Consider the following 10,641-nt stretch of genomic DNA (forward strand, 5'->3'; position numbering starts at 1 on the left):
GCTCCCGCCCCGCCGCGGGCCGTCCGGTCCGCGGTGGAGCGGGCGGCCACCAGAACCCCACGACCCTGTTACTCCCACCACGAAGGACACACCATGACGAATCCCGCTGATCGGACAATGACGTCCTCGGGCTTCTACGTTTCGCAGGAAGCCCCGATCACCACGGACAACCCCATCAAGACCCCGAGCGCCCCGGCACCGGACATCCTGCGCTGCGCGTACATGGAGCTCGTGGTCACGGACCTCGCGAAGTCCCGCGAGTTCTACGTGGACGTGCTGGGGCTCACGGTCACGGAGGAGGACGAGAACACCGTCTACCTGCGCTCGATCGAGGAGTTCATCCACCACAACCTGGTGCTGCGCCAGGGCCCCGTGGCCGCCGTGGCCGCGTTCTCCTACCGCGTGCGCACCCCCGAGGACCTGGACAAGGCCGTGGCCTTCTACGAGGAGCTCGGCTGCCGCGTGGAGCGCCGTGCGGAGGGCTTTACCAAGGGCATTGGCGAGTCGGTGCGCGTGGAGGACCCGCTGGGCTTCCCGTACGAGTTCTTCTACGACGTGGAGCACGTGGAGCGCCTCGCGTGGCGCTACGACCTCTACACCCCGGGCGCCCTGGTGCGCCTGGACCACTTCAACCAGGTCACCCCGGACGTGCCCCGCGCCACCAAGTTCATGCAGGACCTGGGTTTCCGCGTGACCGAGGACATCCAGGACGAGCAGGGCACGGTGTACGCCGCGTGGATGCGCCGCAAGCCCACCGTGCACGACACCGCCATGACCGGCGGCGACGGCCCCCGCATGCACCACGTGGCCTTCGCGACCCACGAGAAGCACAACATCCTGGCCATCTGCGACAAGCTCGGTGCGCTGCGCCAGTCGGACAAGATCGAGCGCGGGCCCGGCCGCCACGGCGTGTCCAACGCGTTCTACCTCTACCTGCGGGACCCGGACGGGCACCGCGTGGAGATCTACACGCAGGACTACTACACCGGTGACCCGGACAACCCCGTGGTCACGTGGGACGTGCACGACAACCAGCGCCGCGACTGGTGGGGCACTCCCGTGGTCCCCTCCTGGTATACGGAGGCCTCCCTGGTGCTGGACCTGGACGGCAACCCGCAGGAGGTCGTCTCCCGCACGGACGACTCCGAGCTCGCCGTGACCATCGGCGCGGACGGCTTCTCCTACACGCGCCCCTCCGAGGGCGAGAAGTCCATGCCGGACTGGAAGAAGGGCGAGTACAAGATGGGTCACCAGCTCTGACCCGTTCCTCCCGCGCGTGAGCCGCGCCCGCCCGCCCCGGCGGCTGCGGGTGCGGCTCACGCCACGGGGACGACGACGCCGCTCGCGGCCTTCCCGGGGGAGCGGCACCCGGCCCTGCGGGGCACCCGGGTGACGGAACGGCGGGTAGCCGGCGCAGCGGCGTCGTCGTCCCCTGCGGACACGGCGCACGGACCAACCGAAAGGCAAGGACATGCTGGAGCACGAACGCGTGGTGGCCATCGCGGACGAACTGGCCGCCGCGGAGGCGAACCGCACGATGATCGAGCGGCTCACCCAGCGCTACCCGGAGATGACCGTGGAGGACTCCTACGCGGTGCAGAACGAGTGGCGCCGGCGGGCGCAGGAGTCCGGGCGGCGGCTGGTGGGCCGGAAGATCGGGCTCACCTCCAAGGTCATGCAGGAGGCCACGGGGATCACGGAGCCGGACTACGGGGCGATCTTCGCGGACCAGGTCCACGAGAACGGCTCGGTGATCGAGCACGGGCAGTACTCGAACGTGCGGATCGAGGTGGAGCTGGCGTTCGTGCTCAAGGACGAGCTGCGCGGACCGCACACGAGCATCTTCGACGTGCTGCGGGCCACCGAGTACGTGGTCCCGGCCCTGGAGATCCTGAGCTCGCGGATCGAGATGGAGGGCCGCACGATCGTGGACACCATCTCGGACAACGCGGCCCTGGGTGGAATGGTCTACGGCGGCAACCCCGTGGCACCGGACGCCGTGGACCTGCGGTGGGTGTCCGCGCTGCTGTACCGCAACGAGACCCTGGAGGACACGGGGGTGGCTGCGGCCGTGCTCAACCACCCCGCCAACGGCGTGGCGTGGCTCGCGAACAAGCTGGCCGCGCACGGGGACGCGCTGGAGGCCGGGAGCATCGTGCTCGCAGGCTCCTTCACCAAGCCCATGTGGGTGCACCCCGGGGACACCGTCCACGCGGACTACGGAGAATTGGGAGCCATCACGTGTCGCTTCGAGTGAACGAGCTGATCCACACCTTCCGCGCTGAGGGCGCCGCCAACCTGCCGGGCGTGCTGCCGAGCCTCAAGGACCTCGTCGCGCTGCCGCGCACGCCGCAGGACCCGGTCACGGGCATCTTCCTGTCCTCGGGGGACCCCACGGCGGCGGAGATCTGCGCGAGCGCGGGCTTCGACTACCTCCTGGTGGACGGCGAGCACTCGCCGCTGTCTCTGGAGTCCATCCAGGCGCAGCTGCGAGCGATCGCCGGGTACCCCACGCTCTCCGTGGTGCGGGTGCCGGACAACGACGAGGTCACCATCAAGCAGTACCTGGACCTCGGGGTGCAGTCGCTGATCGTGCCCATGGTGGACTCCGTGGCCGAGGCGGAGGCCGCAGCCCGGTCCGTGGCGTACCCGTCCGCGGGCGTGCGCGGTGTGGGCGCGGCGCTCGCGCGCTCCGGGCGCTGGGGCGGGATCCCCGGCTACCTGCCGCGCGCACGGGAGACCATCACCCTGGTGGTGCAGGCGGAGTCCGCGGCGGCCGTGGCGAGCATCGAGGAGATCGCCGCGGTGGACGGGGTGGACGGCGTGTTCGTGGGCCCCTCGGACCTCGCCGCCTCCATGGGGCTGATCGGGCAGCAGACCCACCCGGACGTCGTCGCCGCCGTGAAGCACGTGATCACCGCGGTGCAGGCGGCGGGCAAGTTCGTGGGCGTCAACGCGTTCGCGCAGGACCAGGCGCGGGACTACCTCGCCGCGGGTGCGGACTTCGTGAACGTGGGCGCCGACGTCGCCCTGCTGGCTTCCGGGGCACGGAACCTGGCGGGGGCGTTCCGGGGCTGAGCCCTCCGGGGGCATGAATAAACCCCGGCCGTCACACTCGCGTGGGCTGCGCCGGGGGCTACTCTTCCAAGTATGCAGGGTGCCTCCGGTGGACCGTGACCGCGGGGCTATGGTCTGTGCATGACTGAACTCGTGCGATACACCGTGGACCTCGCCCACGCCTCTCAGGAGAGGGGCGGCTCGAACCGGCTCTCCGCCTACGTCGCGCGGCCCGCCGGGGACGGCCAGTGGCCTGGCGTGGTCATGGTGATGGAGATCTTCGGCGTGAATGACGACATGCGCGCCCACGCCGACCGCATCGCCGGGTGGGGCTACGAGGTCGTCGTTCCGGACCTGTACTCGGAAGGTGGGGCGCGGCGGTGCCTGGTCGCCACGATGCGTTCCCTCATGACGGGCAAGGGCAGGGCTCTGGTGGACATCGAGACCAGTCGGCAGTGGCTGCTCGCCCAGCCGGAGACCACCGAGGCCGTGGGCCTCATCGGCTTCTGCATGGGCGGGGGCTTCGCGCTGATGACCTGCGACCGGGACCGCTACGCCGTGGCGAGCGTGAACTACGGCACCGTTCCCGAGGACGTGGGCCACGCCTGCCCGGTGGTGGGTTCCTACGGTGCGCGCGATCTGCAGAACCGGGGCGCTGTGCAGAGGCTGGAGGCAAAGCTCGACGCCGCCTCGGTGGAGCACGACATCCAGGAGTACCCGAGCGCGGGCCACGCCTTCCTCAATGACTCGATGCCGGGGCCCGCCGCGCTGGCTCCGCTGTGGCACGTGGCAGGCTTCGGGGGCACCCGAGAGGACCGTGAGCACGCGTGGCGGAGGATTGAGGACTACTTTGGGGCGCACCTGGGCGCCTCTGTGTGAGTGCCTGACGGTGTTGCCCCGCACCGGACACAAGCCTTCACGCCTGCGACTGCTAGTTAGAGTCAGAGCATGGACCGCGAACAGCTGAACCGTACGGTCAACGCATGTCGAGACCTCATCGAGCACCGTTTCCCCGGCGATGAGGAGCGCGGGGCAGCCGCGATGCTGCTGGCCGACGGGACGGTTCTCACCGGCACGGCACCGGATGCGGTGAACCCGGCGGTGGAAGTCTGCCACGAGATCGAGCCCTACGCGGCAGCGTTCCGGCTCGAGCAGGAGATCGTGGCGTCCGTGTGCCTGCACCGGGAGGAAGCGGGAAGGTTCCTGGTCCTCAGCCCGTGCGGCGTGTGCCGGGAGCGGTTGGCCGTGCACGGGCCCGATGTGCTCGTCGGTGTTGCCGGGCGCGGGGATCCCACGCAGGTCACGTGGAAGCCATTGCACGAGGTGCTGCCGGACTACTGGATGACCGTGTTCCCAGGCGAGATCTCCAGTCGTTGGCAGTAGTTGTTTCGTCTCCGACCCCTCGGCCGTCAGAGCCCGGGACCATACGAACGTTGAGGCGCGGATCTTCCAACCACGCCGGCCAGGTTCCCTGGGCGTAGCTGAGAGACTCGTGGCATGAATCGTCACCAAACCCTCGCGCTCCTGGCCGAACGTTTGTGCGCCGTTGCACCGGGGCGTCCTGCGCTGGTGGCCATTGACGGATTCGACGGAGCGGGAAAGACGGTTCTGGCAAGGGAGCTGGTGACACTCGTGTCGGCCCGGGGCACGCGGCCTGTCATCAACGTGAGCATGGACGACTTCCACCACCCTCGCGCCCACCGGTATGCAACTGGCCGAGGCCCTGAGAGCTTTTATCGCGACTCCTACGACTACGACGCTTTTCGTCGCTGTGTCATCACACCACTTCGAACTGAGCACGCCATTACCCCGGCCGTGTGGGACGTTGACGAAGACCGGCCTGTCGATGCACGGCCCATCGAGCTGGCACCGGACACCCTGGTGCTGGTGGACGGGATCTTTTTGCACCGGCCTGAACTGCGTGACGAGTGGGATGCTTCCGTGTGGGTTGATGTTCCGTTCAGCGTCTCGGTACCGAGAGGAAACGCGCGTTTTGCCGGGGAACACGACCCAGACCCGGAGGCCGAAGAGCATCACCGTTACGTGGGCGGCCAACGCCTTTACCTGGCCGAGGCTTCTCCCCGGGAGGCTGCAACGTTCATTTTCGAGAACACAGATCTCAACCGCCCGCGGCTTTTCTAGGGTTCGGAAGAATGAGCTTGACGATTCAACGAGGCGACGACAGCTATGAACAGTTCGGCAACGGCCTTGGTTCCCATCCCATGGACTATCGGCAGTAAAATCAGCGCATGACACGTCGACCGACCTGGAGGACGACGACGCACAAGTGGGCGTGGGAAGTCGACCCCGGTCACCTGGCATCGATGCGCGATGTTCTGCTCGCCCCTGGGGTAGCGGGAGGGCGGCGTCACCTGATGATGGAGGTCCTGGCCTATGCGCGGGACGAGGCCATCGCGGCCGCACAGCCAGGGCATGTCCTTGTCACCTACCACGACGACGGATCTGTCACCATCGATGACGACGGTCGGGGAACCGACACCCGCGTGGATGACGATGGCCGGGTCATCCGAAAACCCGTGATGGCGACGGCGGACGTTCGGTTCACGGACCCAAGGCGTTCTCCCCGTCTTCCTGACGGGTTGCCACGCCGGGGAATGTCATCCGTTGCGGCGCTCAGCGACATCCTCACCCACGAGAACCACCGAGGGATGGAAGCGTGGACCCAGACCTACCACTACGGGATTCCTGCGGCAGAGTTGATGTCGGTGACACCCCGCGGCCATTCAGGCACGGTGGTGACATTTCATACGGAGATTGATGGGCCCCAACGCTTGACCCCCGAAGATCTGCGGGCGTTTACGGGAATTCACATAGAAGTGCAATGACCGGTCATTTGAACCGTGCCCCTGTAGCCAAGTGTGGACGGTCTGCGGCGTCTTGCCCTTGTAGCGGTCAGGGGATGCCTAGCATCCGCTCAGCAGGCCCAGCTGACGTGATCAGTCTGCCTGCCATTGAAGCCGCCGCGGGAGAGGCCTTCCGCTCGATCGGGATGCCGGAGGTCGCTGACGATCCTCTGCCCGACGTGCAGCGACTTAAACGGCATGCATCGGCCGGCCGGGCGTGGGTTGCCACGGTCGACAACCAGGTCGTGGCCTATGCTCTCGCCGTGCTGCGTGACGGGAGTGCCCATCTGGAACAGGTCAGCGTTCACCCGGATCATGCCGGGCAGCGCATCGGAGCCAACCTGATCGACGCCGTCACTTCTTGGGCGCGTGACCGGGGCGACGACCGGCTCACGCTGACCACCTTCGCGGACGTCCCCTGGAATGCCCCCTACTACCGCAAGCTGGGCTTTCGTGCCCTGCCGGACGATGCCCTCGGGCCGCAACTCGCCGCCGAACTCTCCGAGGAGCGCATGCGGTTCACGGCCCCTCGGGTCGCGATGGCCCGTGACGTGTGACGGGGTAGCGACCACCAGGGTGCTCGACCGCTCGGGAATGCCCCACACCAGCCCCACCCGTCTCGCGACGCGCTGATGCACGCGCAGTGCGGCCGGGATGCAGCACCACGAACGCGCAGCGCAGGGAAGAAGTTTCAGGCGCCCGTTTCCACAGTGAGCTGCTCCGGACGGTGCAGCGCCTCCACCACGTCCGCGTACCGCCGACGCTTGTTCGTGGCCAGGACGGAACCGCGGAGCGGGCTCAGCTCACCAGCCCGGCGCACGGCGTGGGCCAGCAGATCTGCGCCGGGAACGGCGTCGTCGACAATTCCTGCCGCCGCGGCCGCAGGGGCGTCGTAGCGCTCGGACAGGACCATGGCGCGGTGGGCGTCGCGCGGGGCGAGGCGGGCCGTGACCAGGGCGGACAGTCCGGAGGTGAACGGGACCCGGATCGAGGTCTCGGGGAGGCACAGGAACCCGCGTTCCGAACGGGCGCAGCGCTCGTCGCACGCGAGGGCCAGCAGGAGCCCGCCGGCGTAGCAGTGGCCATTGATCGCGCAGACCGTGGGGACCTCGGAGACCAGCAGACGAGCGACAAGGCTCTGGAATGCCGCGCTGTACTCCGGCTCCACGAAGAGCTCGGGGACGAGCCCGTTCGAGAAGAACTTGCCCTGAGCCGTGATCACCAGCGCGAGCTCCCCGGGCGTGGACTCCACCCGCGTGAGGGCGGCGTCGATGGCCCGCATCCGCTCGTACGTGAAGCGGTGGTCGCCCTCGGGCGAGTCGCTGATGTCGAGGACGAACACGTTCTCCTGGCGGGTCAGCTGAGTCATCTCGTCAGCATGGCACACGCCCGCCCACGGACGCGGCCGGGCAACCAGCGCCGGGCGCCGGACCGTGGACGGCGGCGCGTCCCCGCACTCTAGACTCGCCTCACATCCCAGGACGAACGGAGCCCTCATGACCACCGCGAACCAGAGCACCCCGGGAGCCGAAAGCGCGGCGGAGCACGCAGCGGACGTCGTCGTGATCGGCGGCGGGCCCGCGGGGGAAAACCTGGCGCAGTATGCGCACGACGGCGGGCTCTCCACCGTCATCGTGGAGGAGTCGCTCATGGGTGGCGACTGCTCGTACTACGCATGCATGCCCAGCAAGGCGCTGCTGCGCCCCGTGGAGGTGGCGCGCACCGCCGCGCACCTGGAGGGCGTGGACTCCCCGGCCGTCCGGGTGCGGGAGCTTCTCGCTCGCCGGGACGCGTGGGTCTCCCACTACGACGACGCCGCGCAGGTCCGCTGGGCGGAGGGCGCCGGTCTGCGCGTGGTGCGCGGGCACGGGGAGATCACGGGGCCGCGCACCGTGCGGGTCACCGGTCCGGACGGCAACCGGACGCTGACGGCCCGCCGTGCGGTGGTCATCGCCACCGGCTCCACCGAGGTGGTCCCGCCCGCCCTGGAGGGTCTGCACGCGTGGAGCTCCAAGGACGCCACCGGGGTCGTGGAGGTCCCGCCGCGCCTGGCGATCGTGGGCGGCGGTGTGGTGGCCGTGGAGGCCGCCACCTGGCTGGCCGCTCTCGGCTCCTCCGTCACGATGCTCGTGCGCGGCGACGCGCTGCTCGCGAAGAACGAACCGTTCGTGGGGGAGATCGTCAAGGACGCCCTCGAGGACGGCGGGGTGGACGTGCGGCTGAACACCACCGTGGAGACCGCCCACCGCGCGGAGGCGCGGGACACCGGACTCGGCCGGATCCACGGCGGCCCGGTGCGGCTGGGCACCACGGGCGGTCCGCTGGAGGTGGACGAGGTGCTCGTGGCCACCGGCCGCACGTCGCGTCTGACGGATCTGGGGCTGGACTCCGTGGGGGTCACCCCGGAGGATGCCCGCGCCGGGCACCTGCCGGACTGGCTGCACCTGGTCGGGGACGCCGCCGGCACCGCCCTGCTCACCCACATGGGCAAGTACGAGGCCCGCGTGCTCGGCTCCCGGCTCGCCGGACGGCACGAGACCGCCCCGGACGGTCCCGTTCCCGTGCCGCAGGCCGTGTTCACGGATCCCCCGGTGGGTGCCGTGGGCCTGACCGAGGCCGAGGCGCGGGAGGCGGGGCACGGCGTCGTCGTCGCGGAGGCCCCGATCACCGGTGCCGCCGGAGCCGCCCTGCTGCGGGACGACGCCGCCGGGCACGCCACACTCGTGGTGGACGAGGACTCGGGGTGCCTCCTGGGCGCCACGTTCGTGGGCCCCGAGGCCACCGAACTGGTGCACGGGGCGACGATCGCAATTGTGGGAAGGGTGCCCGTGAAGCTGCTGCGCCACGCCGTTCCGAGCTACCCCACGGTCTCCGAGATCTGGTTGCGGCTGCTGGAAGAGCTGCCCGCGGAGCTGCGCTGAGGCCTGTCCTGGTCGGCCTGGCGTGCCGAGCGCCGCAAGAGGTGCCCCGTGGGACGTGATCTGCGGCCCCGGAAGGGCTTCGCTCGGGACGGTGGGAACGCGTCATGCCGTGGCGCGCGCCCGGAGAGGCCACGAGTCCGGGATGCTGAGCGCGCGGCGGGCACCATGTCGTGGCGCGCCCACTAGCCTGGACCCATGACGAGCACCGAGCGGCGGCCCCTGTCCGCCCACCTGCGACTCGCGATCGCCGTGGCGGTGGGCGTGGTCGCGGGCGGGATGGCCTCCCTGGCCCTGGACGGGCTGCTGGCGGTGCTGGTCGGGGCGTGCGGTGTGTCGCTGGCGTACGTGGTGCTGGCGGTGTCCGTGCTGTGGCCCATGGATGCCGCGCGCACGCGCAGGAACTCGGTGCGCGAGGACTTCCAGCCGCTCGTGCAGGAGGCCACCGTGGTGGCACTGTCCCTGGTGAACCTGCTGACCATCATGGTCATCCTGGTGCGCGGAGGCACCGAGACCCGCACCACCGGTGCCGTGCTGGGGCTGCTGGGCATCCTGCTCACGTGGGCCATGCTCCACCTGATGTACGGGGCGCGCTACGCCCACGAGTACTACCGGCACCCGCAGGGCGGGATCGACTTCAACGACCGCGAGCCCCCGCGGTACGTGGACTTCCTCTACTTCTCCTTCAACCTGGGCATGACGTTCCAGGTCTCGGACACCAACGTGAGCACCACACGGCTGCGCGCCGTGATCCTGCGCCACTGCCTGCTGTCCTACATCTTCAGCACGGTCATCCTGGCGGCCACGGTGAACGTGGTGCTCGGTGTGCTGCCAGGATGACCGCGCCTGCTTCTCTCCCCGCGCTCTGCGCCCCGCAGTGACGGCCGATGGGTCGTGGGGGCCCTATGCGCCGGCGCGGGCGGATTTCAGGATCGCGTCCACGGTGCCGGCCTCGTCCGTCTGGTTGATCTGGTTGACCAGCTCCACTCCCTTGCTCTGGGAGAGGGGCTTGTTGCCCTCGTTGACGGGGGCGTAGTGGAACTCGGCCAGCAGTGCCGCCTTGTCGCCACCGTTCGTGAGGCGCACGATGCCCTTGTTGTCGGACTCCGTGAGTCCCCACATCACCGAGTCACCACCACCGTCACCCCGTGCGGGCGCGGGCACGTAGCTGGAGTACGTGTAGACCTTGCCGTTCACCTGCTCGCTCATGGGCGTCTCCAGCCCGATCAGCGGATGGGCGGGGCGGGTGAACCAGTCGCCCTTGGGCGGCCGGGCCTTGGTGGAGGCCACGGATCCCGTGACCTTCCCGTCCGGGCTCTTCAGCTCCAGGTAGCCGTTGCTCTGCTCAGCCGTCCAGTCCTTGGGGTACTTCACCGTGAACAGTTTGTCCGGGTCCGTGTACGTCTGCGTGAGCTCATAGGTGGCCGCGCTGTCGGCCTCGGCGGGTGTGACCCCCTGAGCCGGTGCCACGGAGCTCTCGCCGCCGGCCGGGGCGCTCGCCTCGGGGTTCGCCGAGGGGCCACCCTGTTCGGGATCGCCGGAGGAGCCGCCCGCGCACCCGGTCACCGTCACGGTGCCGAGCAGCACTGCGGCGACCAGCCATGTTCGAGTGCCGTGTCGCTTCGCCATAGCAAACAGGTTCGCAATCGCGAGTCCTGTGCGCAACGCCACAGCGGGTTCGTCACCAACTCGTGATTTTGCAAACGCATACAGGGGGCGCCAATGTGCGGGAATTCACGGCCTGACCTGCAGTGATGAGCAAGCATGAGATCGGCCCACTTCGGGGGGCATCGTGGTGGGCG

12 protein-coding genes are annotated in these 10,641 nt (G+C 69.2%); 10 read left to right on the forward strand and 2 right to left on the reverse strand.

Annotated elements, in window-relative coordinates:
- Window positions 1-93 precede the first annotated feature (93 nt).
- The 8 genes from hpaD to D9R02_RS09685 all read left to right on the forward strand — a co-directional run bounded on the left by hpaD (window position 94) and on the right by D9R02_RS09685 (window position 6,478).
- The gene (gene hpaD / locus D9R02_RS09650; protein ID WP_101888116.1) at window positions 94-1,260 is read left to right on the forward strand and encodes a 3,4-dihydroxyphenylacetate 2,3-dioxygenase; all 1,167 of its coding nucleotides are present in this window, start codon (window positions 94-96) and stop codon (window positions 1,258-1,260) included.
- Between the two features lie 211 nt (window positions 1,261-1,471).
- Entirely contained in the window at window positions 1,472-2,257 is a 786-nt protein-coding gene (hpaH, locus tag D9R02_RS09655) for a 2-oxo-hept-4-ene-1,7-dioate hydratase (protein ID WP_121566817.1), read from the forward strand.
- Between the two features lie 50 nt (window positions 2,258-2,307).
- Window positions 2,308-3,078, forward strand: a complete 771-nt coding sequence (locus D9R02_RS09660) for an HpcH/HpaI aldolase family protein (protein ID WP_147435349.1) — start codon at window positions 2,308-2,310, stop codon at window positions 3,076-3,078.
- A gap of 120 nt (window positions 3,079-3,198) precedes the next feature.
- The gene (locus D9R02_RS09665) at window positions 3,199-3,936 is read left to right on the forward strand and encodes a dienelactone hydrolase family protein (RefSeq protein WP_259463944.1); all 738 of its coding nucleotides are present in this window, start codon (window positions 3,199-3,201) and stop codon (window positions 3,934-3,936) included.
- Between the two features lie 69 nt (window positions 3,937-4,005).
- A complete protein-coding gene (locus D9R02_RS09670; RefSeq protein WP_121566820.1) occupies window positions 4,006-4,440 on the forward strand; it encodes a cytidine deaminase in 435 nt (144 codons plus the stop codon).
- 114 nt (window positions 4,441-4,554) lie between these two features.
- Window positions 4,555-5,199 carry a nucleoside/nucleotide kinase family protein gene (locus tag D9R02_RS09675; protein ID WP_102613785.1) on the forward strand — a complete coding sequence of 215 codons (645 nt, stop codon included), beginning with the start codon at window positions 4,555-4,557 and terminating at the stop codon, window positions 5,197-5,199.
- 107 nt (window positions 5,200-5,306) lie between these two features.
- The gene (locus D9R02_RS09680; protein ID WP_102613786.1) at window positions 5,307-5,903 is read left to right on the forward strand and encodes an ATP-binding protein; all 597 of its coding nucleotides are present in this window, start codon (window positions 5,307-5,309) and stop codon (window positions 5,901-5,903) included.
- 107 nt (window positions 5,904-6,010) lie between these two features.
- Window positions 6,011-6,478, forward strand: a complete 468-nt coding sequence (locus D9R02_RS09685; RefSeq protein WP_259463945.1) for a GNAT family N-acetyltransferase — start codon at window positions 6,011-6,013, stop codon at window positions 6,476-6,478.
- Window positions 6,479-6,612: 134 nt separating this feature from the next.
- Here D9R02_RS09685 and D9R02_RS09690 read toward each other — a convergent pair whose 3' ends face one another.
- Window positions 6,613-7,290, reverse strand: a complete 678-nt coding sequence (locus D9R02_RS09690) for an enoyl-CoA hydratase/isomerase family protein (protein WP_102613788.1) — start codon at window positions 7,288-7,290, stop codon at window positions 6,613-6,615.
- Window positions 7,291-7,417: 127 nt separating this feature from the next.
- Here D9R02_RS09690 and D9R02_RS09695 point away from each other — a divergent pair, with 127 nt between their 5' ends.
- Together D9R02_RS09695 and D9R02_RS09700 are read left to right on the forward strand one after the other, a co-directional pair.
- Window positions 7,418-8,842, forward strand: a complete 1,425-nt coding sequence (locus D9R02_RS09695) for a dihydrolipoyl dehydrogenase family protein (protein ID WP_121566822.1) — start codon at window positions 7,418-7,420, stop codon at window positions 8,840-8,842.
- A gap of 195 nt (window positions 8,843-9,037) precedes the next feature.
- Window positions 9,038-9,679, forward strand: coding sequence for a DUF1345 domain-containing protein (locus D9R02_RS09700; RefSeq protein ID WP_059281511.1), 642 nt, complete (start codon window positions 9,038-9,040; stop codon window positions 9,677-9,679).
- A gap of 63 nt (window positions 9,680-9,742) precedes the next feature.
- Here the strand turns inward: D9R02_RS09700 and D9R02_RS09705 are convergent, their stop codons facing one another.
- Complete coding sequence (locus D9R02_RS09705) at window positions 9,743-10,468, reverse strand: hypothetical protein (protein WP_224764846.1); 726 nt, start codon at window positions 10,466-10,468, stop codon at window positions 9,743-9,745.
- Between the last annotated feature and the right edge of the window lie 173 nt (window positions 10,469-10,641).

Source organism: Kocuria rhizophila (assembly GCF_003667225.1).
Classification (GTDB): Bacteria; Actinomycetota; Actinomycetes; order Actinomycetales; family Micrococcaceae; genus Kocuria; species Kocuria rhizophila.

Coding starts and splice junctions, on each gene's coding strand:
- D9R02_RS09680 (WP_102613786.1), top strand. CDS start 5,307: ATGACACGTCGACCGACCTGGAGGACGACGACGCACAAGTGGGCGTGG.
- D9R02_RS09705 (WP_224764846.1), bottom strand. CDS start 10,468: ATGGCGAAGCGACACGGCACTCGAACATGGCTGGTCGCCGCAGTGCTG.
- D9R02_RS09665 (WP_259463944.1), top strand. CDS start 3,199: ATGACTGAACTCGTGCGATACACCGTGGACCTCGCCCACGCCTCTCAG.
- D9R02_RS09670 (WP_121566820.1), top strand. CDS start 4,006: ATGGACCGCGAACAGCTGAACCGTACGGTCAACGCATGTCGAGACCTC.
- hpaH (WP_121566817.1), top strand. CDS start 1,472: ATGCTGGAGCACGAACGCGTGGTGGCCATCGCGGACGAACTGGCCGCC.
- D9R02_RS09700 (WP_059281511.1), top strand. CDS start 9,038: ATGACGAGCACCGAGCGGCGGCCCCTGTCCGCCCACCTGCGACTCGCG.
- D9R02_RS09690 (WP_102613788.1), bottom strand. CDS start 7,290: ATGACTCAGCTGACCCGCCAGGAGAACGTGTTCGTCCTCGACATCAGC.
- D9R02_RS09675 (WP_102613785.1), top strand. CDS start 4,555: ATGAATCGTCACCAAACCCTCGCGCTCCTGGCCGAACGTTTGTGCGCC.
- D9R02_RS09695 (WP_121566822.1), top strand. CDS start 7,418: ATGACCACCGCGAACCAGAGCACCCCGGGAGCCGAAAGCGCGGCGGAG.
- hpaD (WP_101888116.1), top strand. CDS start 94: ATGACGAATCCCGCTGATCGGACAATGACGTCCTCGGGCTTCTACGTT.